At 68.8% G+C, this 21,367-nt stretch carries 18 protein-coding genes; 7 read left to right on the plus strand and 11 right to left on the minus strand.

The annotated features are described in order from the left end of the window. The first annotated feature begins 108 nt into the window (after window positions 1–108). Window positions 109–1,362 (plus strand): ammonium transporter family protein, encoded by a 1,254-nt coding sequence (locus HF203_RS12675; RefSeq protein WP_168670272.1) that lies wholly within the window; start codon window positions 109–111, stop codon window positions 1,360–1,362. Between the two features lie 79 nt (window positions 1,363–1,441). Here the strand turns inward: HF203_RS12675 and HF203_RS12680 are convergent, their stop codons facing one another. From HF203_RS12680 to HF203_RS12715, 8 genes are all read right to left on the minus strand, one after another. Beyond that, a complete protein-coding gene (locus HF203_RS12680; RefSeq protein WP_168670273.1) occupies window positions 1,442–2,260 on the minus strand; it encodes a class I SAM-dependent methyltransferase in 819 nt (272 codons plus the stop codon). A gap of 118 nt (window positions 2,261–2,378) precedes the next feature. Next, entirely contained in the window at window positions 2,379–4,190 is a 1,812-nt protein-coding gene (locus tag HF203_RS12685; protein WP_168670274.1) for an ABC transporter ATP-binding protein, read from the minus strand. Continuing rightward, window positions 4,187–6,013, minus strand: coding sequence for an ABC transporter ATP-binding protein (locus tag HF203_RS12690; protein WP_168670275.1), 1,827 nt, complete (start codon window positions 6,011–6,013; stop codon window positions 4,187–4,189). The genes HF203_RS12685 and HF203_RS12690 overlap by 4 nt, the downstream gene beginning before the upstream one ends. A gap of 69 nt (window positions 6,014–6,082) precedes the next feature. Next, on the minus strand, window positions 6,083–8,173 hold the full coding sequence (locus HF203_RS12695; RefSeq protein ID WP_168670276.1) for a TonB-dependent receptor: 2,091 nt from the start codon (window positions 8,171–8,173) through the stop codon (window positions 6,083–6,085). A gap of 426 nt (window positions 8,174–8,599) precedes the next feature. After that, the gene (speE, locus tag HF203_RS12700; RefSeq protein ID WP_168670277.1) at window positions 8,600–9,460 is read right to left on the minus strand and encodes a polyamine aminopropyltransferase; all 861 of its coding nucleotides are present in this window, start codon (window positions 9,458–9,460) and stop codon (window positions 8,600–8,602) included. 67 nt (window positions 9,461–9,527) lie between these two features. After that, window positions 9,528–9,860 carry an ArsR/SmtB family transcription factor gene (locus HF203_RS12705; RefSeq protein ID WP_168670278.1) on the minus strand — a complete coding sequence of 111 codons (333 nt, stop codon included), beginning with the start codon at window positions 9,858–9,860 and terminating at the stop codon, window positions 9,528–9,530. A 12-nt stretch (window positions 9,861–9,872) separates the two neighbouring features. Further along, window positions 9,873–10,754 carry a response regulator gene (locus HF203_RS12710; protein WP_168670361.1) on the minus strand — a complete coding sequence of 294 codons (882 nt, stop codon included), beginning with the start codon at window positions 10,752–10,754 and terminating at the stop codon, window positions 9,873–9,875. Next, complete coding sequence (locus HF203_RS12715) at window positions 10,754–13,138, minus strand: hybrid sensor histidine kinase/response regulator (protein ID WP_168670280.1); 2,385 nt, start codon at window positions 13,136–13,138, stop codon at window positions 10,754–10,756. Before HF203_RS12715 ends, HF203_RS12710 begins: the two co-directional genes overlap by 1 nt. A gap of 708 nt (window positions 13,139–13,846) precedes the next feature. Here HF203_RS12715 and HF203_RS12720 point away from each other — a divergent pair. Then, on the plus strand, window positions 13,847–14,386 hold the full coding sequence (locus HF203_RS12720) for a tetratricopeptide repeat protein (protein WP_168670282.1): 540 nt from the start codon (window positions 13,847–13,849) through the stop codon (window positions 14,384–14,386). A 3-nt stretch (window positions 14,387–14,389) separates the two neighbouring features. Here HF203_RS12720 and HF203_RS12725 read toward each other — a convergent pair whose 3' ends face one another. Further along, on the minus strand, window positions 14,390–14,977 hold the full coding sequence (locus HF203_RS12725) for a class I SAM-dependent methyltransferase (RefSeq protein WP_168670284.1): 588 nt from the start codon (window positions 14,975–14,977) through the stop codon (window positions 14,390–14,392). 147 nt (window positions 14,978–15,124) lie between these two features. Between HF203_RS12725 and HF203_RS12730 the strand changes: the two genes are divergently transcribed. The 4 genes from HF203_RS12730 to hypE are packed head-to-tail and all read left to right on the plus strand — an operon-like array spanning window position 15,125 to window position 18,737. Next, window positions 15,125–16,294: a Ni,Fe-hydrogenase I large subunit gene (locus HF203_RS12730; RefSeq protein ID WP_168670286.1), complete on the plus strand. Its 1,170-nt coding sequence runs from the start codon at window positions 15,125–15,127 to the stop codon at window positions 16,292–16,294. Beyond that, window positions 16,285–16,527 carry a HypC/HybG/HupF family hydrogenase formation chaperone gene (locus HF203_RS12735; RefSeq protein ID WP_168670288.1) on the plus strand — a complete coding sequence of 81 codons (243 nt, stop codon included), beginning with the start codon at window positions 16,285–16,287 and terminating at the stop codon, window positions 16,525–16,527. Before HF203_RS12730 ends, HF203_RS12735 begins: the two co-directional genes overlap by 10 nt. Beyond that, window positions 16,524–17,639 (plus strand): hydrogenase formation protein HypD, encoded by a 1,116-nt coding sequence (gene hypD, locus HF203_RS12740; protein ID WP_168670290.1) that lies wholly within the window; start codon window positions 16,524–16,526, stop codon window positions 17,637–17,639. Before HF203_RS12735 ends, hypD begins: the two co-directional genes overlap by 4 nt. Before the next feature lie 51 nt (window positions 17,640–17,690). Next, window positions 17,691–18,737 carry a hydrogenase expression/formation protein HypE gene (hypE, locus tag HF203_RS12745; RefSeq protein WP_168670292.1) on the plus strand — a complete coding sequence of 349 codons (1,047 nt, stop codon included), beginning with the start codon at window positions 17,691–17,693 and terminating at the stop codon, window positions 18,735–18,737. On the opposite strand, the gene HF203_RS12750 is transcribed toward hypE, so the two are convergent. Continuing rightward, complete coding sequence (locus HF203_RS12750) at window positions 18,734–19,972, minus strand: phosphatase PAP2 family protein (RefSeq protein WP_246221773.1); 1,239 nt, start codon at window positions 19,970–19,972, stop codon at window positions 18,734–18,736. The genes hypE and HF203_RS12750 overlap by 4 nt on opposite strands. Before the next feature lie 184 nt (window positions 19,973–20,156). On the opposite strand from HF203_RS12750, the gene HF203_RS12755 reads away from it, so the two are divergent. Further along, window positions 20,157–20,615: a cache domain-containing protein gene (locus tag HF203_RS12755; protein ID WP_168670294.1), complete on the plus strand. Its 459-nt coding sequence runs from the start codon at window positions 20,157–20,159 to the stop codon at window positions 20,613–20,615. Between the two features lie 181 nt (window positions 20,616–20,796). Here HF203_RS12755 and HF203_RS12760 read toward each other — a convergent pair whose 3' ends face one another. After that, window positions 20,797–21,198 (minus strand): helix-turn-helix domain-containing protein, encoded by a 402-nt coding sequence (locus tag HF203_RS12760; protein WP_168670296.1) that lies wholly within the window; start codon window positions 21,196–21,198, stop codon window positions 20,797–20,799. Window positions 21,199–21,367: the final 169 nt, after the last annotated feature.

The raw sequence follows: 21,367 nt of genomic DNA on the forward strand, positions 1-21,367 counted from the left end.
GGGGGGGGGGGGGGGGGCCCCCCCCCCCCGGCCCCCCCCCCCCCCCCCCCCCCCCCCCCGCCGGCCCCCCGGGCCCCCCCCCCCCAGTCCGATTCGGAGGTCCCACCCGTGGAATCCACCACGCAGCTCGTCTATGCCCTGGACACCTTCTACTTCCTCGTCACCGGCGCCCTGGTGATGTGGATGGCCGCCGGCTTCGCCATGCTCGAGGCGGGCCTGGTGCGCGCCAAGAACACCGCCGAGATCCTCACCAAGAACATCGCCCTGTTCGCCATCGCCAGCACCACCTACATGCTCATCGGCTACGACCTCATGTACCCGGCGACTGGCAACGGCTTCGTCCCCGGTCTCGACTGGGGCTTCCTCTTCGGCGGTGACCACGACGCCGCGACCATCGCCGCCGACGGGCTCAACCACGCCCGCATGTCCGACTTCTTCTTCCAGGTGGTGTTCGTCGCCACTGCCATGTCGATCGTCTCCGGGGCGGTGGCCGAGCGCATGAAGCTGTGGTCCTTCCTGCTCTTTGCCACCGTCATGACCGCCGTGATCTATCCCATCCAGGGCTATTGGAAGTGGGGCGGCGGCTGGCTCGATGCGATCGGCTTCAACGACTTCGCCGGCTCCGGGCTGGTGCACCTGTGCGGTGCCGCAGCGGCGCTCGCCGGGGTGCTGCTGCTCGGCGCGCGCCGCGGCAAGTACGGCAAGGACGGCTCGATCAACGCCATCCCCGGCGCCAACCTGCCGCTGGCCACCCTCGGCACCTTCGTGCTCTGGCTCGGCTGGTTCGGCTTCAACGGTGGCTCCCAGCTCGCCCTCACTGGCTTCGACAACACCAACGCGGTGGCGGCGATCTTCGTCAACACCAACATGGCCGCCGCCGGCGGCACCCTGGCCGGACTGATCACCGCCCGCCTGCTGTTCGGCAAGGCCGATCTGACCATGGCACTCAACGGCGCACTGGCCGGACTGGTGGCGATCACCGCCGAACCGCTCACCCCCTCGCCGCTGTTCGCCACCCTGATCGGGGCTGGCGGCGGGGTACTGGTGGTGTTTGCCATCGTCACCCTCGACCGGTTGCGTATCGACGACCCGGTCGGAGCCATCTCGGTGCACGGCGTGGTCGGCATGTGGGGGCTGATGGCCGTCCCTCTCACCAACCCCGCCGCCAGCTTCGCCGCCCAGGCGATCGGGCTCGGCACCATCCTCGGCTGGGTGTTCAGCACCTCGTTGCTGGTGTGGCTGCTGATCCGACTGGTGATGGGGCTGCGTGTCAGCGAGGAGGAGGAGTACGCCGGCGTCGACCTCGGCGAGTGCGGGCTTGAGGCCTATCCCGAGTTCACCGCCACGCGTCGCGCCGGCTGATCGCCCTCGCCTCTCCCCGCTCACAGCGCTGTTGTTGAGCCACTCAGGGTCCCTCACCGGGGCCCTCTTTTTGTCTGTATCACCTCCCCGCGAAACGCACCCGGGTGATCCCCGGCAGCAGCCTCCACACCAGCGGCAGTCGCGCCACCAGCCACGACAGCGGGCGCGCCGCCCCGCGCGGGGCGACGAAGTCGAGCGCACGGACCTCGACGAGGTCCGGCACCCAACCACACAGCGTCGGCGCAATGCGGTGACGGGCGATCCCCCAGGGCATCTCCGGGGTGCGGTAGTGCGGCGTCTTCCACCAGCCGCGCAGGGTGCGCCGCGACAGCCACCCGGGGATGTGGTCGAAGGCGAACCAGGCACCGGGCAGACGCGCGGCCATCTCGCGCAACAGCCCGGCCACCGCCTCGGGGTCGAAGTACATCAGCAGGCCCTGGGCGGTGACATAGACGGATCGACCGGGCGGCACCCGGTCGAACCAGCGGGTGTCGAGCGCGCTCATCGCCAGGTGCAGATGACGCGCGTCCGCGGTGATGAAGCGCTCGCGGATGGCGATCGCCTCGGGCAGATCGACGCTCAGCCACAGCGAGCGCTCCGAGTCGAGACGGAAGCGCTGGGTCTCGAGCCCCTCGCCGAGATTGACGATGACCCCGTCGGGATGGGCGTCGAGGAAGGCGCGCAGTTCGGCATCGAAGATCGCCGAGCGCACGCCGTGGGAGTAGTCGGCGGGTCCGAAGGCGCGCTCGTAGTCGTAGTCGAGCGTGCGATGGATCCGCAGCGCCAGGGGATCGCGGATCACCCCGTCGGGGCGCGCGGCCTCGCTGGCGCGGTTGTGCAGCGTCCACAGCATGGTCTCGGGGACGCCGGTGAGGTTGGGGACATGTGAGGTCGTCATCGTGGGGGACTCGGTGGGGCGGCGGCAGGATGCGGATCCCGCCGCCGGGAACGGACGAATGGAGACGGGCGCGCGCCACCAGCGGCGCACGCCCGCGAGGCGACAGCGGCGCGCCGGATCAGGCCGACAGCGCCTCCTTGAGGTGCCAGTCCTTGGTCGCCTGCTGGGCGTCCCACATCGCGCGATAGCGCCCGGCAGCGGCGAGCAGCTGCTGATGGCGTCCCTGCTCGACCAGCCGCCCCTCGTCGATCACCAGGATGCGGTCGGCGCCGGCGATGGTGGAGAGCCGGTGGGCGATCACGATCACCGTCTTGTCGCGCACTAGGGCATCGATGGCGCGCTGCACCGCCACCTCGCTCTCGGTGTCGAGCGCGGCGGTGGGCTCGTCGAGGATCACGATCGGCGCATCCTTGAGCAGCGCGCGGGCGATCGAGATGCGCTGGCGCTCGCCACCGGAGAGCCGCCCGCCGATCTCACCGAGCCGGGTGTCCCAGCCCTGCGGCAGCCGTTCGATGAACGACAGGCACTGGGCGGCGCGCGCCGCGGCCTCGACCTCGGCGTCGCTGGCCGTGGGGCGGGCCATGCGGATGTTGGCGCGCACCGTGTCGTCGAACAGATAGACCTCCTGGAACACCGCCGAGATCAGTCCGTTGAGGGTCTTCGGCGGGATCGCGCGCACGTCCACCCCGCCGATGGCGATGCGCCCGGCCTGGACGTCGGCATGACGCATCAACAGCCGGGTGAGCGTGGTCTTGCCCGAGCCGGAGGGGCCGACCAGGGCGGTGAGACTGCACGGTGCCAGCTCGGCGTCGATGCCATCGATCACCGGCGCATCGCTCTGGGCATAGCGGAAAGAGACCTCCTCGAAGCGGATGTCGTAGCGATCGGGGGTGCGTTGCGGCTCCTGCTGCGCCAGCGGCGCGATTGCCAGCAGCGCCTCGATGCGCGCGAGCGCCGCCTCGATGATGCCGAGCACCGTAGTGAAGTTGATGAAGTTGGCCAGCGGCTCGGCGAAGCGCACCACCATCACCATCACCGCCGCCAGCACCGCCAGGTCGAGCGATCCCAGCACCACCCAGGTGGTACCGGCGGCGACCACCAGGAGCAGCCCCAGCTCGACCACGCTGGCGATCAGAATCGCGGGCTTGGCACCAGCGCGCTCGGCCTGCTCCTGGACCGCGCGCAGCCGCGCGAAACCCTGCTGCAGCCGCTCGGCCTTCTCGCCCTCGCAGCAGGCCGCGCGCAGTACCGGCAGCCCCTGGGTGTATTCGAGGATGTCGGCATAGGTGCGGCTGTGGGCGGCGGCGACACGACGCTTGTCGCGATCCTGCAACGGCCGGCGCCAGCGATAGAGCGGCACGATCGCCGGGAACACCAACAGCAGGATCAGCCCCACCCGCCAGTCCAGCCACAGGGTGACCAGCGCCGCCACCAGGGGGGCGACCACCGCCGCGGCGATCATGTTGAACACCGTCAGCGCATAGTTGAGGTTCTCGTCGACGTTGCCGAGCAGCATCGCGCTGAGCTCACCGGTGCGCTTGTCCTGCAACCGCTCGAGCGGCATCCGCCGCAGCTGCTCGCCGAGCCGCACCCGCAGTGCGTGGGTCGCCCGGCACATCCGACCGTCGAAGTCGAAGCCCAGGGCACGCCAACGCGCCACGGTGGTGAGCGCCGCCAACAGGGTCATCGCCGCCAGCCAGGCGAACACCGCCGACCACTGCGGCACCGGGCGCAGCAAGGCGACGAATAACGGCAGGATGCAGGCCAGCGCCAACCCCTGCAGCGCCGCGGCGACCACCAGCCCGAGCAGGCTCGCGCGCAGCCCGCGGGCGTGCGCGCCGGCGGTGGTGAGCAACCGTCGATAGGTCTCGCGCCAGGGCACCAGGGTGAGGCGCTCGGTCTGGTCCGGGTTCAGGGTCTCGGCGTTCATGCGGGGGTCTCCTCGCTGGCGGTGGGGGCCTGCTCCTCGACGGCGTGCGCGCCCAGCGCCCACTGCTGGGCCTGGGTGTAGCTGCGCCACAGCCGGGCATAGCGACCGTCGTGCTCGAGCAGCGCCTGGTGACGGCCGCGCTCGACCAGCCGACCGCGGTCGAGCACCAGGATCTGGTCGGCGTCGCGGATGGTGGAGAGACGATGGGCGACCAGGATCACCGTCTTGCCGCGCATCAGCTGCGAGAGCGCGCGCACCAGCGCCGCCTCGTTCTCCGGGTCGGCGAAGGCGGTGGCCTCGTCGAGCACCAGGATCGGCCGGTCCTGGAGGATGGCGCGGGCGATGGTGATGCGCTGGCGCTGCCCGCCGGAGAGGAAGATGCCGCGCTCGCCGACCTGGGTGTCGTAGCCCTGCGGCAGCGCCATGATGAAGTCATGGGCCTGGGCGGCGCGGGCGGCGGCGATCACCGCCGCCATGTCCGTCCCGGGCATGCCGAGGCGGATGTTGTCGGCGATCGAGGTGGCGAACAGGAAGGTGTCCTGGAAGACGAAGGCGACCTGCTGCATCAGCGTCTCGGGACGCATCTCGCGGACATCGACCCCGCCGACCAGGATGCGCCCGGCGGTGACATCCCAGAAGCGCGGGATCAGTCGCGCCACCGTGGTCTTGCCCGCGCCCGAGGGTCCGACCAGGGCGGTGACGGTGCCGGGCTCGACGCGGAAGTCGAGTCCGGCGAGCGCCGCCGACTCGCTGCCCTCGTAGCGGAACTCGACCTCCTCGAAGACCACGCTGGTGTCGCCCGGGAGTGGCTCCTTGCCGCGCTGCGCCACCGCCAGCGCCGGCAGCCGCTCGATCTGCTCGATGCGGCCGATGCTGAGCTTGGCCTTGTCGATCAGGTGCAGCAGCGACATCAGCGGCATCAGCGCCTCGGCCATGCCGGTGCCGACCAGCAGCACCGCCAGCCAGGTGGAGAAGGCGAGCGCGTCCTGCCAGATCAGCAGGGCGCCGCACCACAGCAGCACCACCAGGGTCGGCAAGGGGTTGAGCACCGCCAGCCCGAGCCGCGCCGACAGCCCGGCCTCGCGATACCAGCGGGTGACGATCTCCAGATACTGCTCCAGCGCGCGATGGTAGCGCCCGAAGGTGGCATGACCGCTGTCGAAGGTCCGCACCACCGGCATCGCCTGGACGAACTCGACCACCGCCGCGCCAACCTGCTCGCGCGCCAGGTGATAGCGCCGACTGATCTCGGCGCGGTCGCGCATCGCCAGGTTCATCGCCACGAAACCGAGCGCCAGCACCGCGAGCGCGCCGAGCGCCAGACGCCAGTCGAGCCACAGCAGCGCCACCAGGGTGAGCAGCGGTGCGACATAGGCGCGGGCATAGAGCGGTGTGCTGTCGGCGACGAACACGTGCAGCTCCTTGACGTCGTCCTGCATCACCTTGGCCAGGGCGCCGGCGCCGAGGCGCTGGGCTTCGCCGAGCGAGATCCGCGCCAGGTGCTGACTGAGCCGGGTACGCAGCACCTGCTCGAGGCGGAAGGCCGCCGCGTGCGACTGCAGAAAGGACTGCACCCTGAGCACATAGGCGAGCGCGGTACAGCCGGCGGCGCCGAGCAGCGCCACCCAGGGCATGGTTCCGGGGTCCTGGATCAGACCGTGCACCAGCCAGGCGAGCAGCCCGAGAGCGACCAGGGTAGAGAGGGTAGAGATGGCCGACAGCGCCATGGCGACGCCGATCTGGCCACGGACCGGACGCATCACCGCCCATGGGCTGGTGCCGGTGGGCGCGGCGCGCGCGGGCTGGTCCGGGTCGGTGTTCATCGATGACCTCCGCAGATAGATGACTGGACTGGCCGTCCGCGACACGCGTCGCCGGGGACGGCCCTGGGTTCAGAACAGGTGACTCACCCCGAGCCCGAGGACGCGTCCCTGCGCCGGCAGACCGACGGAGAGATCGGGCGGGAACCAGTAGGCGTAGTGCTCGTAGTCGGCATCGAGCAGGTTGTCGCCCCAGACATAGAACTCGGTGCCGCCGAACATCAGCCCGAGCCGCAGATCGAGCTTGTGATAGGCATCGAGATCGATGCGGTTCTGGGGGTCGGCCGGGCGCTCGCCGACATAGCGATGGGTGAGCCGGGCATTGAGCAACGGCGCCGCGCCACCGGGGAAGGACTCGAGCGCGTACTGCCAGGACAGCGACACCAGCCCGCTCCAGCGCGCCACGTCGGGCACCCGGTTTCCGGCGGCGACCCGTCCGCCCTGGACCCCGACGACATCCTCGGTGATGGTCGCGTCGGTATAGCTCACTCCCGCCGTCAGGCTCAGCCCGGCGCCGATGCGCCAGTTGCCCTCGAGCTCGGCGCCCTGGCTCTCGGTGTCGGCGTTGACCGCCTGGGTGGCCATGGTCAGGTAGTCGAAACCGAGCAGATGGTCATCCGCGACACGGTTGTAGAAGAGCGCGCCGCTGAGATCGAAGCGCCCGTCGAGCGCATGGTGCTTGAAGCCGATTTCGAGGCTGTCGACGGTGGCCGCGCGATAGGGCTCGCTGTCGGCGATCTGGGTGGCGAAGTCGTTGAAGCCGCCCGACTTGTAGCCGCGCGCGGCGACGGCATAGAGGTTGGTCGACTCGCTGAGCGTGTGCGAGAGCGCCAGGCGACCGGTGTCGTAGCTGTCACTGAGACGCCGCCGCTCGCTGACCGTCGAGGTCGGACGCTGATAGGTGGCGCCGTAGCGCTTCTCCTCCCAGGTGTGACGCCAGCCGGCGGTGAGCTTCCAGGCATCGGCGAGCGGATAGGTCAGCTCACCGTAGATCGCCTCGCCATGGGTGTCGAAGCGACGCGCGTAGTGCGTCTGCTCCAGGGCGCTCGCCGAGTCCCAGGTCCGCCGCGAGCGCGACAGATTGAGTCCGGCCACCCAGAACACCTCGGCACCGGGCAGCGAGGACAGTCGCAGGTCCTGGTTGAACACCCGCTCGTCGCCGTCATCCGTGGCGACGTACTCGATCGGCATGCCGAAGAGCCTCTCGCTGACCCGGGTGCCGTAGGCCTTGGCGACCTCGATATCGGCGCTGGTCAGCGAGCTGATCGCGGTGAGCTGGCCCCAGCCGAGGCGCTGACCGAACTCCAGCGAGTGACGCCCGACCACCTTGCGGTTGTCGTCGACCGCGTCGGGCGAGAGGTCGACCACCGGCGGATCGCCATAGGGTCTGAGCAGGATGCTGGTGACATAGCCGTCCTGCTGCTGGCGCTCGGAGATCAGCAGCAGCGAGGTCGCCGCGCTCGGCTCCCAGAGCAGGCTCGCGCGCGCGGCGAGACCACGCCGATAGGTCAGCGGATCGCCGGTGCGCTGGTTCTCGATCCAGTTGTCGGCGCCCTCGTGACGGAGCGCCACCCGCGCCATCCACTGCTCGGAGAGCGCGCCGCTGAAGGCCGCCTCCTGGAGCTGCTGGCCGTCCTCGCCACCCTCGATGCGCACATAGCCCTCGGCCTCTTGGGTCGGGCGACGGCTGCGGACGTTGAGCGCGCCGGCCTCGCTGTTGCGACCGAACAGGGTGCCCTGCGGCCCCTTGAGCACCTCGATGCGCTCGACGTCCAGGGTCGCCATCGCGGCATGGCGGCTCGACATCGGCACGCCGTCGAGATTGACCACCACCGAGGTGTCCTCGGCGCTGACCTGGTAGAGCGAGCCGACACCGCGGATACGGATGTTGGCGTCGTTCGCCCCGCCCCAGGAGTTGACGTCGACCCCGGGGGTCTGGCGCAGTACCTCCTCGAGATCGAGCAGACGCTGCTCCTCGAGCGTGCCGGCGTCGATCACGTCGACGCTGAAGGGGATCTCGGCGAGCGACTCCTCGCTCAGGCGCGAGGTCACCGTCAGGGTGTCGAGCTGCACCGCATCACTGCCGTCGGCCAGCCCCTGCAGGGGCAGCGAGACACCGAGGATCGCGCCCGCGATCCGACGGCGCCGGTTCGAGTACCGCATACGAGTCATCTCCGTTGGTCGCCGCGAGCAGCCGGCGGGTCGAGGACCCGGCGCATGACGACCTCGGGCGACCGGCGAGGGACATCGGCAGAGAGATTCAGGGGGTCATGAGCACACGGACCTTGCGGTCTAGATCCCATGGCGCGGAACCGAGACCCTCCGGATGGATGCGCATCCGGCGGACCTCGGCCCCTGTCCCGTGCCGATCCTGGCGAGGTGAGATGGACGATCAGCGCCTTATTTCGCGTACATGACAATTATTCTCATTAACGCGTGCACACGCTGCCCCGATCGGGAGCGCAGCCCCCGAATCGGGACGCGACATGGCACACCCCACAGGGCCCTGTATCGAGAGACGACGGACGAGACGGACGCGCGCCGGGCAACCGGCGCAAGGCCCGGGCGGACGCCCGGGCGGCGGGAGGATCAGTCGGTCGCGGCGAGGGCGCGACGCAGGAACTCGGGCTGGGCGAGTGCGCCCTGGTGGATCTCGGCGTTGTAGTAGCGGGTCTCGAAGGGCTTGGCGCGGGCGTCCTCGAGGCGGAAGCGATCGAGCGCGACGCCCTTGCCGGCCATGGTCGCGCTCCACCAGCCGGAGGGGTAGATCGGCTGCGGGAAGCACAGCGTCTGGGTGGTGTCGAAGCCGCCCTCGCGCAGCGCCCGGTGCATGTCGCGCAGCAACTGGGTGTGATAGAGCGGCGATTCGCTCTGCTGGATGAGGATACCGCCGGGGGCGAGCACGCGCTCGCAGTCGGCAAAGAAGTCGCGGGTGAACAGCCCCTCGGCCGGACCCACCGGATCGGTGCTGTCGACGATGATGAGATCGAGGCTCGCCGGCGCGGCCTCGCGGATCCAGCGCACCCCGTCCTCGAACAGCAGCTGCGCGCGCGGATCGGCGTTGGCCTCGGTGAGCTCAGGGAAGTAGCGCTCAGCGAGCCGGGTGACGCGCTCGTCGATGTCGATCTGCACCGCCGACTCGACGCCGTCGTGACGCAGCACCTCGCGCAGGGTGCCGCAGTCGCCGCCACCGATGATGCACACCCGCCGCGGCGCGGCATGGGTGAACAGCGCCGGGTGCGACATCATCTCGTGATAGAGGAAGTTGTCCCGGGTCGAGAGCATGGTGCAGCCATCGATCACCATCAGATGGCCGAAGCCCTCGGTGTCGTAGATCTCGATGCGCTGATAGGGGGTCTGTTCCTCGTGCACCCGAGCGCGCATCTTCAGCGAGAAGGCGGAGCCGTCGGTGGTGACGACCTCGGAGAACCACTGATTGGGGTCGAGCATGGACATTCCTCTGTAATAAGGATCAGGGGGACGACATCCCCGCAACGACGAGTGGCGGCGCGCAGGGCTAGGGCCGGTCGTCGAGGTTGGCCGGGCACAACACCTCGCGCATGATGCCGATCAGTTCGAGCAGCTGGGTGTTGCGGATCCGGTAATAGATCCGGTTGGCCTCCTTGCGGGCGACCACGATGTTCTTGTTGCGCAGCTGTTCGAGATGCTGCGAGATGTTGCTCTGCGAGGTGCCGACGCGCTCGACGATCTCGCCGACCGAGAGTTCGCGCCCGCCGAGCGAGCACAGGATCTTCCAGCGCAGCGGATGGGCCATCGCCTTGAGGGCGTTGGCGGTGAGGGTGGCGTCTTCCTCGTCACCGGGGCCCGAGGGCGAAACCGGATCGATCATCGTGCATCCTCCTCAGGAGTGTTCCCGCGCCGGCCCCGGCGCGGGCAGGGCCTCGTCCGTTTCGACCCGGACATAGCCGCTCATGTTCTTGGCAATGCAGATGATATCGCTGATCTCGCCCCGGGTATCCCTCACCGCGGTACGCGAGAACAGGATCGGTACCCGCCGCCCGTCGCTGGCGATGAACCGCGCCTCGATCTTGCTGAGCGCGCCGGTACGGATCAGCGCCTCGAGCCAGGTGCCCATGAAGGCCCCGGCCTGCTCGTCGGCCTCCTCCTCGAAGACATCGCCGATCGCCATCCCGCGCAGCGCCGTCTCCTCGTAACCGAGCATGTGGCGTGCGGCCGGGTTGGTGAACTTGATGGTGCCGTCGGGGGCGAGCACCAGCAGCGCCTCGCCCATGTAGGTGAGGATGTTCTCGAGGTACTGGCGCGCCTCGGCCAGCTCGCGGGTACGCTCGGCGACCTGCTGCTCGAGCAGGCGGTTGAGCCCGCGCTCCTTCTCGATCAGGCGGAAATAGGTGCCGATCTTGTTGATCAGCAGGTCGTCGTCGATCGGCTTGAGCAAATAGTCGACCGCGCCGACGGCGAAACCGCGCTGCTGAAAGGCCTCGGACTTGAAGGCGGCGGTCAGGAAGATGATCGGGATGTCGCGGGTGCGCTTGCGCAGCTTGAGCATCGCGGCGGTCTCGAAGCCGTCCATCTCCGGCATCTGCACGTCGAGGATGATCAGGTCGATGTCGGCGTGCTCGTGGGTGAGATCGAGCGCCTGCTGCCCGGAGCTGGCCTCGAGCACCACGCAGTCGAGATGACGCTCAATCAGGGTGCGCAGGGTGAAGAGGTTGTGCGCGTGATCGTCGACGATCAGCAGCTTGAATCCGGCGTGATGACCCATCATTGCTCTCCTCGCACCGCACCGCCCGGTCCCGTGGCGTCGCGATCGACCTGGTGTGCGTCCCGCGCCGATGACGTCCGCCGGCCACGCACCTCGGCGAGCAGGCGATCGAGCCGATCATCATCGACGGACTTGGCAAGCAGCGCGAAGACGCCAGCCGCGCGACAGCACTCCGGCAGCGGCGCCTCGGCCTCGCCCAGCAGCACCACTGCCGGCGCGCGCGCCGGGCACTGCGCGATCAGGCCGAGGATGCTATCACAGCTCTCCGCGGGCGCCCCGGTGAACGCCAGCAGCACCAGCATGCAGCCCTCACCCTCCTCGCTCAGGGTCTCGCCCGCCTCTTCGAGATCGGCGGCGGTCTGCACCCGCAGCCCACGCCGCCTCAGTGCCGCGGCCAAGCGCACCAACAACGACACCTCACGGGCGATCACCAACACCCAGCCGGCCGCATCCGAGGCCACCGCCGCCGAGGCGGTGACCTCGCTGACGGCCTCACCGCTCCCGGCCCGCTCGCGGTGTCCGGACGAGGGCCTGGACTCGGGCACGCCGACACCGGACTCCACCAGCGGCAGCAATAGGGTGAAACGGGCGCCGGCACCGGGCGCGCTCTCGACCTCGATGCGTCCGCCGAGCATCTCGGCCAGCTCGCGGCTGATCGACAGCCCCAGCCCGGTGCCGCCATAACGGCGCCGGGTCGAGCCGTCGGCCTGCTGAAAGGCCTCGAAGATCAGCCCCTGCTTGTCCTCGGCGATCCCGATGCCGGTGTCGGCGACGTACAACGCCAGCGGCAGCTCGGGGTCGTCGCTCGGCGTGCAACCGAGCAGGATATGACCGCGCTCGGTGAACTTGAGCGCGTTGCTGAGGAAGTTCTTGAGGATCTGGCGCAGCGTGTCGCCATCGCTGTGGATCAGCGCCGGGGCCTGCGGGTCGATCTCCAACCTCAGCGTGACCGCCCGTTCGGTGAGTTGAGGCTCGATCAATGCCATCAATGCCGCCAGCAATGGACGCAGCTCGACCCAACCGAGTTCGAGTTCGACCTGGCCGGCCTCGATCCGCGAGATGTCGAGGATGTTGTCGATCATCGTCCGCAGATCGCTCCCAGCGGCGTGGATCACCTGGGCCTGCCGGCGCTGCGCCGGGTCGAGCCCACCGCTCTCGGCGGCGAGCATCTTCGACAGCAGCAGGATCGAGTTGAGCGGGGTGCGCAACTCGTGACTGACGTTGGCGAGGAACTCCGACTTATAGCGGTTGGAGCGCTCCAGCTCGCGGGTATGGGCCTGCTCGGCGCGCAGGTGCTCGGCATGGGTGTGCGCCAAGGCGGTGAGCTGGGCGCCGAGTGCACGGATCTCGTGCGGGCCGCGCCAGTGAAAGCGCAGCGCCCGCCCCTCACGCAGCACCTGGGTCAGGCCGTGGGTGAGCGACTGACCGAAGCGCTCGAGCCGCCGCGCGATCAGCCGCGCCACCACCATCACCACCACCACCAGCGCGAGCATGATCGAGAGCACCCGCACCATCAGTGCATCGCGGAAGGCGTCGAGCGGCGAGGGATCGACCGCGCGCCCGACCCACAGCGGCGCACCGTCCTCGGTGAGGAACATCGGCACCCATAGCAGCTGGCGACCAGCGTGATCCTTCCACAACGCGAGCTTGCCCTCGGCAAGGATCTCGGCCAGCCCAGGGAAGTCGGCGAAGGCCTCGCCGGCGGTCCCACCGGGTCGACCGGGGCGCAGATAACTGCCGTCATGATTGACCCACAGGGTGTCGCGATAGAACTGCGCCAACCCGCCGACGTCGATCGCCATCACCACCGCCCCGCCCTCGGCGCCGAGCCGGCTGATCAGGCTCAGGGTCATCAACTGGCGCTGGTCACGTTCGCCGGCCTCCTGATCGATACGGATACGGCTGACCAAGACCGCCCCCGGCTGCAGCGACAACCCGGCCTCGAGAAAACGCGGTTCGGGAAGCTGTGGCGGGTGCTCGGTGGCACGCCAGCCCTGGTCGTGGTCATCGCGGGCGAGTTGGAAGCGCAGCGACCCGCTGTTGTCGACGAAGAGGATCTGGATGATATCGCGCTGATCGGCGAGGATCTGGTTGACCCAGCGGGTATAGCGCGCACGCGCCAGCGCCACCTGTTCGGTCTCGCCCTGCAAGCCGAGGATCAGCCCCGGCTCGGGCAGTCGCGCGAGCAACCGGATCATCTCGTGTCGACTGGCCAGGTGCTGGTCGAGGTCGCGGAAGTCGGCGCGCAGGTTCTGCAGATAGGCGCGCTGATAGAACAGCGCCGTGCGATCGAGCACCAGCGGCAGATTGATCGCCACCGCTAGCATCAAGGGGGTGACCCCGAACGCCAGCAGGAACAGCAGGATATAGAGCCTGAGCTTCATCGCACCGACACCGCCGGACCGCCCGTCGAAACCAATCGAGGGATTGAACCGCAAAGACGCGCGGGATGCGAGTCATGGGCGAAAGTGAGACATGAACCGCCAAGATACCGTCTTGCCTGTCAATCGACGATCATGCAACACCAGCCTCCCCGACTGGAGGCTGGAAGCTGGTTTGAACCGCGAAGACACGAAGGGCGCAAAGGGGAGAAAAGCCTTCAGCGACCAGCCCCCAGCCCGTAGGTTGGGTTGCCCATACACCACCGATCGACGAATCCTCGGGACTCTAGGACGGGCAACCCAACATCGCCACCAGGCGGCCGCCAGCGGCTTGAACCGCGAAGATATCGTCTTGCCCGTCAATCGCCGATCATGCACACCAGCCTCGCCGACTGGAGGCTGGATGCTGATCGCTGGAAGCTGATTCGAACCGCAAAGACGCCAAGGGCTCAAAGGAGATCAATAAAGACAGCGGGATGAAACCTTTCGAGCGACCAGCCTTCACCCTCCATTCAGGAGCGACGATGGCACCGAGATCTCACCCGATCAAATCCACTTTGTGTGCTTGGCGTCTTTGCGGTTCAAACTCCCTCGCGGCTGGCGGCTGGCGGCTGGCGGCTGGCGGCTGGCGGCTGGCGGCTGGAGATCGTTTGACAGCCCCCGCGCCCCTTCCTAGGATCAGGCGTTCATCCATCTTGCCGATCCCAGACCATGCCCCGACTCTCCGCCCTGCAGTGGCTGCTGCTCGTCGTCTTCCTCGTCTTCTACGGCTTCGCGGTGTTCGCGATCACCCGCGACTACTATCTGCGCAACCCGATCCAGGTCGCCCAGGCCCCGGTGGCGGCGCCGGATCAGGGCGTGCCCGAGCCGGTCACCGGCAACGACCCGGAGCAGCTCCATCAGCGCGCCGATAGCCTATTCATGGCGCAGCGTTATGGCGAGGCGGTGCGCTACTACCAGCGCATCCTCGAACTCAGACCCGACGATCCCGAGGCCTACAACGACCTCGGTCTGTCGCTGTTCTACACTGGCGACACCGCTGGCGCCCTCGAGGCGCTGCGCACCGGGCTCGAACTCGCCCCCGAGCTGCAGCGGATGTGGCTGACCTACGGCTTCGTCAACCTCCAACTCAGTGATACCGCCACTGCCACGGCCGCACTGGAGCGCGCCCGTGACCTCGACCCCGACAACGACATCGGTGGCGAGGCGGTGCGGCTGCTCGGGTTGCTCGAACAGGCCAGCGGCGACTGAGGCTCAGCGCTCGGCCATGGCCACGGTGTAGTGCGCCCCCTGCTTGAGCTTGTCGTAGTTGCCGAAGACCTCGCCGAGGTTGCGCTTCATGTACTGGCGCAAGCCGTTAATGGTGACCACATAGAGCCGTCCGCCGGGGCGCAGCCGGGCATGGGCGTCGTGCAGCAAGAGCGCGAGCAGCTCCTTGCCGACCTTGGCGGGGATGTTGCTCACCACCAGATCGAAGCGCGCGGCCGGGTCGATCTGCGCCAGGCCATTGCTCAACTGGGCGCGCGCGTTGCCGAGCCCATTGCGCGCGGCGTTAGCGTTGGCGTAGTCGACGGCGACGAAGTCCTTGTCGACCATCAGCGTCTGACCCTGAGGGGCGCGCGCGGCCAGCGACAGCCCGAGCGGGCCGTAGCCGCAACCGATGTCGAGACAATCGGCGTCGGGCGCGACCTCGACGTACTGCAGCAACAGCCGGGTACCCTCGTCGATCTCGCGCGGCGAGAACAGTCCCCAGGTGGTATGGAAGGTGAGCGGAACACCGCCGGGCTCGGCGATGAAGACGATGTCGCGGCGCAGGCCGGCGAGCTGTTCGGGAGTGAGCATGGTGCGTGGGTCGTGAACTGAACGGATGCGACCGGTCACCGCGCAGAGCGCGGTGCCGTCCCGGCGAGGATCGCCGAAGGTCGGCGCATTGTCCGATCCCGGCGCACGTTTGACCAGCAGACAGACGAGCGTGGAGGGAGGCTGAGCATGCAGGAGCCAGGCGGCAGACTCGGTATCGAGCTGCGGATCACCCCCGAGGCGCGACGCTGCGAGATCCACTCGACCCGGCCGGTAACCGCCAGCCAAGTGTTCATCGGGCGCACGCCGGCGGAGACGGCGCGGGTGTTGCCGCGTCTCTACAGCATCTGTGGCCAGGCCCAGGCGTGTGCCTGCACCACCGCGCTCGAACACGCCCTAGGGCACACCGCGCCCACCGAGATCCGCGCTGATCGCGCCGCGGCGGTGGCCAGCGAGACCCGGCGCGAGCACCTCTGGCGCATCCTCATCGACTGGCCGGCGGCGCTCGACGAGCCGGCCGATCACCTGACGCTCGCCCGAGTCCACGGTCTGACCCGCACGCTGCTCGCCGCGCTCGCCCCGGACGCGGACCTCTTCATCCCCGGCGCCCGGCCCACAGCGACCGACCAGCGGGTGCTCGCCGAGACCCGCGACGCCCTCGACACCCTGCTCGAGGCACGCCTCTTCGGCATGCCCCCGGCACACTGGCTGACACGTATCGACACCCCTGAGCGGCTCGCCGACTGGGCGGCGAGTGGCGTCAGCCAGGCGGCGCGACTGCTCCAGCGGGTGATCGTCGAGGACCTCGCCGGGCTCGGTGCCAGCACCGTCGCGCCGCTGCCGGCACTCGACGACCGAGCGCTCGCCGACCTGCTGCCCCGGCTCGCCGATCCCGGATTCCTCACCGCCCCGACCTGGGACGGTGCGCCGCGCGAGACCACGCCAGTGACCCGCCAGCACCACCAGCCGCTGGTCCGCGCGCTCGGCACCGGACTGCTGGCGCGGCTGGTCGCGCTGCTCGTCGAGGTCGCCGACCCGCCGCTACTCGCGTCGCGACCGAGCGGCGCACTCGACGACGGTCTCGGCGTCGGTCGCGCCGCCGCCGCGCGCGGCATGCTCACCCATCTGGTCCAGCTCGACGCGCGAGGGCACATCGCCGACTATTGCATCCTCGCCCCCACCGAGTGGAACTTCCACCCGCGCGGGGCACTGGCGCTGGCGCTCGAAGCCCTCGGCCCGGCCCCAGAGGCCGAACTGCGCCGGCGCGCCGGGCTGCTGATCGCCGCCCTCGACCCCTGTGTCGCCTTCGACCTGACCCTCTCGACCGCCGGCCCCAGCGAGGTTCCATCATGTGCCTAGCCATCCCCGCCCGGATCACCGCCATCGACCACGCCAGCGACACCGCCGAGGTCACACTCGATGGGGTCGCACGCAGCGTCTCGCTCGCCCTGCTCGACAGCGCCGAGGTCGGCGACTACGTGCTGATCCACGTCGGCTATGCGCTCAACCGCATTGATCCCGAGGAGGCCGAACGCACCCTGGAGACGATACGCGAGGCCGGACTGCTGGCCGCCCCAGGGGATGCACCATGAAATACGTCGACGAGTTCCGCGATCACGACCTCGCCCAGCGCCTCGCCGCAACCATCGCCGCCGAGGTCGACCCCGGGCGCGACTACCGGTTGATGGAGTTCTGCGGTGGTCACACCCACGCCATCTTCCGCTACGGGGTGCAGCAATTAATGCCGCCGCGACTGCGCTTCGTCCACGGACCCGGCTGTCCGGTGTGCGTGCTGCCGATGGCGCGGATCGATCAGGCGATCGCGTTGACCGAGCGCCACGGGGTGACGCTGTGCACCTACGGCGACCTGATGCGGGTACCCGGCGGCGACCGTCGCACCCTGTTCCAGGCCCGCGCCGAGGGCGCCGACGTGCGCATGGTCTACTCGACCCAGGATGCGCTGCGCATCGCCCGCGAGCAGCCGGGACGCGAGGTGGTGTTCTTCGCCATCGGCTTCGAGACCACCACCCCGCCGACCGCGGTGGCGCTGGAGCAAGCGCGCACCGAGGGGCTCGCCAACTTCTCGGTGTTCTGCAACCATGTACTCACCCCACCGGCACTCGCCGCCATCCTCGCCGAGGGTGCGCGCATCGACGGTATCCTCGGGCCCTCGCACGTCAGCACCCTAATCGGCACCGCCCCCTATGCCTTCGTCCCCGAGCAACACCGGCTGCCGCTGGTGATCGCCGGTTTCGAGCCGCTCGACGTGATGCAGTCGACGCTGATGCTGGTGCGCCAGATCAACGCCGGCACGGCGCGAGTCGAGAACCAGTACCGGCGCGCGGTGAGCGAGACCGGCAACCGCAAGGCGCAGGCGCTGATGGCGCGGGTCTTCCGGGTACGCGAGCGCTTCGCCTGGCGCGGGCTCGGCGAGATCCCGGAGAGCGCGCTGGAGCTGGCCCCCGAGTTCGCCGCGTTCGACGCCGAGCGCCGCTTCCCGGTCGCGTGCGCGCCGACGCGCGAGGCTCGTGGCTGCGAGTGCCCGGCGATCCTGCGCGGCGAGAAGCGCCCCACCGAGTGCCGTCTGTTCGGCACCGGCTGCACCCCGGCGCACCCGCTCGGCGCCTGCATGGTCTCCTCCGAGGGCGCCTGTGCCGCCTATTGGAGCTATGGCCGGACCCGCGCGCAGGTCGCCACCGGCTGACCCGACCAAGGAACCCAGGCGCGATCGCGCCTACCGAGGAGAGCCGATCCGATGACCAACCAACCCACTGCCCACATCCCCCTCGACCTCCGCCACGGCCGGGTGGAGCTGACCCACGGCGCCGGTGGGCGCGCCATGTCCCAACTCATCGACGGGATCTTCCGCCGCCACCTCGACAACCCGCTGCTCGCCCAGGGCAACGACCAGGCCTGCTTCACGGTCCCGTCCGGTCGGCTGGCGATGAGCACCGATGGCCACGTAGTCTCGCCCTTGTTCTTCCCCGGTGGCGACATCGGCGCGCTGGCGGTCCACGGCACCATCAACGATCTGGCCATGGGCGGTGCACGGCCACTGCACCTCAGCGCCGGGTTCATCATCGAGGAGGGTTTCGCGCTCGCCGAACTCGACCGTATCGTCGCCAGCATGGCGCAGGCGGCAGAGGCCGCCGGGGTGAGGGTAGTGACCGGAGACACCAAGGTGGTCGAGCGCGGCAAGGGCGACGGGGTATTCATCACCACCACCGGGATCGGGGTGGTGCCCGAGGGCATCGAGCTCTCCGGCGAGCGCGCCCGCCCGGGCGATGCCATCGTGCTCAGCGGCGGCATCGGCGAGCACGGGGTGGCCATCCTCGCCGAGCGCGAGCACCTCGGCTTCGCCACCACCGTGCACTCGGACAGTGCCGCGCTGCACGGACTGGTCGCCACGATGCTCGCGGCGGTACCGGGGCTGCGTTGTCTGCGCGACCCCACCCGCGGCGGGCTGGCGGCCTGTCTCAACGAGCTGGCGCACCAGTCCGGGGTGGGGATGCAGATCCGCGAGGCGGCGATCCCGGTCCACCCCGAGGTCGCCGCCGCCTGCGAACTGCTCGGGCTCGACCCGCTGCACATCGCCAACGAGGGCAAGCTGGTGGCGATCTGTCCACGTGACCGGGTCACCGATCTGCTCGCCGCCATGCACGCCCACCCACTCGGGACGGGCGCCAGCCAGATCGGCGAGGTAGTCGAGGACGCGCTGCTGCTGGTACAGATGGAGACCAGCTTCGGCGGCGCGCGGGTGGTCGACTGGCTCAGCGGCGAGCAACTGCCGCGGATCTGTTAGCCGGCCTCGGGCTCGCCCTCGACCACCCGGCCGTGGCGGGTCTCGAGTCGTAGCTCGGGCAACCCGACCGAGGCCGGGGGCGAATAGTGGCGGATATCACCCTCGGTGGTGATCACCTCGACCCGTTGCCACTCACTGGCGACCACACCGAGCGCGAGCTTGGCGTCGCGCTCGGTGAACAGCCCGTGATGGGCAACGCTGTAGGTCAATACACCGTCGCGCGCGACCAGCTGGCTCTCCACCCGACTCCAGGGTAGGCCGAAGCCGCGCGCGACCAGGCGCAACTGTGCACGCCAATCGTGCGCGCCGATCCAGAACAGGGCGACATCGAGATCATCGGCCTCGATCCGTAACACCTCGGGCACGGATTGAAACTCATCGGCGGCGATGCGCTGGTACTCGATGCGCTTGAGCGGGGTGGCCACCAGCACCACCGCGATCATCACCAGTGCCGCCAACGCATAGCCGAACGCGGCCAGACGCGGATGACGCAGCCGGGTCGGTGGCGGCGATGCCGAGGCGGCGACCCGCTCACGGCGCGGCACCTGCAGCACCCCGTGATAGAGCAACAGCGCGGTGCCATAGACGAACACCCAGGCCCAGATCACATCCGAGGCGAAGTGATCGCCTGCGGCCATGCGACCGATGCCGAGCAACACACCGAAGGCCACCGAGCCGGCAAGAGCGGTCCAGGCCAGCCACGGCCGCCGCCGATGCCAGATGAGGAAGAAGGCACCGAGCATGAAGCCGACCGAGGCGTGACCGCTGGGGAAGGACTTACCCTCGCCATAGTCGCCGATCTGCAGCGGCGGCAGATACGGCTGGGTACCGCCGAAGGCCTCGGTCTGATGGGGTCGGGGACGGTCCCACTGTTCCTTGAACACGCCATTGACGATCAACCCGGGGCCGAGCAGCGCAGTGGCGATCACGAACACTGCGTGGATGCGCAGTCGCCTGAAGCGCGGCCACAGCGCGGCGGCGACCAGCACCAGCAGTCCACCGAGCATCACCAGCCCGGTGAGCAACGGCGCGGCGACATAGAGCGCCGACCACAGCGGCGCCTGGGCCTCGAACCAGGGGTCATCGGCCCCCGGGTGATAGAACAGCGACACCAGCCAGATGTCGAGATCGCTGATCCAGAACGGCAGGGTGCCGAGCACCGCCACCCCCACCAGCACCATCAGCTGGGACCGCCAATCGCGCGCGGCCATCAACGACTCGGCGGGGGAGGGCATGGAACGGCACGGACTGAGGGCATGGCAGGCTCCTTCAATGACGGGTGTCGGCAAGGGATCGGCCGGGCATTGTCCTGTGCCGCGTCCATTTTGGCCAGCCTCCCCCCTGGATCGACCTCGTAGGCTCGGCTATGGTCGACAGCACCGTACACGCAAACAACAGCGACGAGAGGAGGGCGACCCCATGATTCGCACCCTGTTCGCGGCCATGCTCGCGTTCACCCTGGCCGCCCCACCGGCCGCAGCCATCGCCCCGCAGACGGCAAGCCCGGATGAGGCGAAGGCCCTCGCCGAGCAGGCCCACGATCTCATCAAGGATCAAGGCGCCGAGACCGCCTTCGCTGCCTTCGCCGACGCCGATGGCAGCTATCGCGACCGTGATCTCTATGTGTTCTGCATGGATCTCGAGGGCGAGATGCTCGTGCACCCGCTCGAGCCCGACTTGGTCGGTCGCAACCTGATCGAGTTCGACCAATACGGTGACGCCCTGTTCCGGGACATGATTGCGCAGGTGAAGGAGGCGGGAGAGGGCTGGATCAAGTATCGCTGGCCGCATCCGGGCAGTGACGAGATCCGCGACAAAACGACCTATGTGATCGGTCACGAGGACGGTTTCTTCTGCGGGGTCGGGGCCTACAGATAGATCACAATCGGGAAACGCTGAGTGAATCAGCGTTTCCCCTGTCGACGCCGGCGGTGGCGGGACACACCCAGTGCGGGTGTGGGCCAGGACTCCGACCGCAGGAGGCGGTTGTCGTGTCCGTCGGCGGGGCGTGTCACCTGGATCCTAGGGATCGGGACACGGGGACCGTCAGGCAACGGTCTCAGGCGGTGGAGAGTTCGCCCTCGGCGACCGGCGTCGAGGTCGGCTCCTCGGCGACAGCGGCCTTGGCAGCGACACCGAACTCCGATTGACGTTCAGCGACCTCGATGATGGTGGCACGGCCACGCTCGTCGCTGAGTCGGAAGTACTCCACCAGACGCATCTCCTCGGTGTTGAGCGGCCCCTTGTCATCGAGGCAGAGCAGATAGGTCGGGGTCACGGTGCGCAGCGCCATCGAGAGCTCATGGGCCTCTTCGAGCCCCATACGGCGAATCCCCTGCTCGTAGTTGCTGATACGCGACTTCGACAGCGAATTGGTCCGGCTGGACAGGTCGGAAAGGCTCAGCTTCTGCTCTTGCCGGGCGGCGCGAAGGCGTTGGCCGATGCGTTTGGTCAGGTCCATAGTGATAATGATTCTTTTAACCAGTTTGGTGGCACGAAAAAAATGATCGAAGGCCGGCGGTCAAGTTCGTCCTTGAGCCGGTTCCGACACACGTCCAAGGTGTATGAGGAACTGAACCGCCGTCACCCCGTGAACCACCGCCACATGGCGGCGCATCAGGGAGCGATTG

This window comes from Marichromatium bheemlicum, from assembly GCF_012276755.1.
Lineage (GTDB): Bacteria > Pseudomonadota > Gammaproteobacteria > Chromatiales > Chromatiaceae > Marichromatium > Marichromatium bheemlicum.

Excerpts from the sequence above, each read along its gene's own strand:
- HF203_RS12680 (WP_168670273.1), bottom strand. The coding sequence starts at position 2,260 with ATGACGACCTCACATGTCCCCAACCTCACCGGCGTCCCCGAGACCATG.
- HF203_RS12685 (WP_168670274.1), bottom strand. The coding sequence starts at position 4,190 with ATGAACGCCGAGACCCTGAACCCGGACCAGACCGAGCGCCTCACCCTG.
- HF203_RS12690 (WP_168670275.1), bottom strand. The coding sequence starts at position 6,013 with ATGAACACCGACCCGGACCAGCCCGCGCGCGCCGCGCCCACCGGCACC.
- HF203_RS12695 (WP_168670276.1), bottom strand. The coding sequence starts at position 8,173 with ATGCGGTACTCGAACCGGCGCCGTCGGATCGCGGGCGCGATCCTCGGT.
- speE (WP_168670277.1), bottom strand. The coding sequence starts at position 9,460 with ATGCTCGACCCCAATCAGTGGTTCTCCGAGGTCGTCACCACCGACGGC.
- HF203_RS12705 (WP_168670278.1), bottom strand. The coding sequence starts at position 9,860 with ATGATCGATCCGGTTTCGCCCTCGGGCCCCGGTGACGAGGAAGACGCC.
- HF203_RS12710 (WP_168670361.1), bottom strand. The coding sequence starts at position 10,754 with ATGGGTCATCACGCCGGATTCAAGCTGCTGATCGTCGACGATCACGCG.
- HF203_RS12715 (WP_168670280.1), bottom strand. The coding sequence starts at position 13,138 with ATGAAGCTCAGGCTCTATATCCTGCTGTTCCTGCTGGCGTTCGGGGTC.
- HF203_RS12720 (WP_168670282.1), top strand. The coding sequence starts at position 13,847 with ATGCCCCGACTCTCCGCCCTGCAGTGGCTGCTGCTCGTCGTCTTCCTC.
- HF203_RS12725 (WP_168670284.1), bottom strand. The coding sequence starts at position 14,977 with ATGCTCACTCCCGAACAGCTCGCCGGCCTGCGCCGCGACATCGTCTTC.
- HF203_RS12730 (WP_168670286.1), top strand. The coding sequence starts at position 15,125 with ATGCAGGAGCCAGGCGGCAGACTCGGTATCGAGCTGCGGATCACCCCC.
- HF203_RS12735 (WP_168670288.1), top strand. The coding sequence starts at position 16,285 with ATGTGCCTAGCCATCCCCGCCCGGATCACCGCCATCGACCACGCCAGC.
- hypD (WP_168670290.1), top strand. The coding sequence starts at position 16,524 with ATGAAATACGTCGACGAGTTCCGCGATCACGACCTCGCCCAGCGCCTC.
- hypE (WP_168670292.1), top strand. The coding sequence starts at position 17,691 with ATGACCAACCAACCCACTGCCCACATCCCCCTCGACCTCCGCCACGGC.
- HF203_RS12750 (WP_246221773.1), bottom strand. The coding sequence starts at position 19,972 with ATGCCCTCCCCCGCCGAGTCGTTGATGGCCGCGCGCGATTGGCGGTCC.
- HF203_RS12755 (WP_168670294.1), top strand. The coding sequence starts at position 20,157 with ATGATTCGCACCCTGTTCGCGGCCATGCTCGCGTTCACCCTGGCCGCC.
- HF203_RS12760 (WP_168670296.1), bottom strand. The coding sequence starts at position 21,198 with ATGGACCTGACCAAACGCATCGGCCAACGCCTTCGCGCCGCCCGGCAA.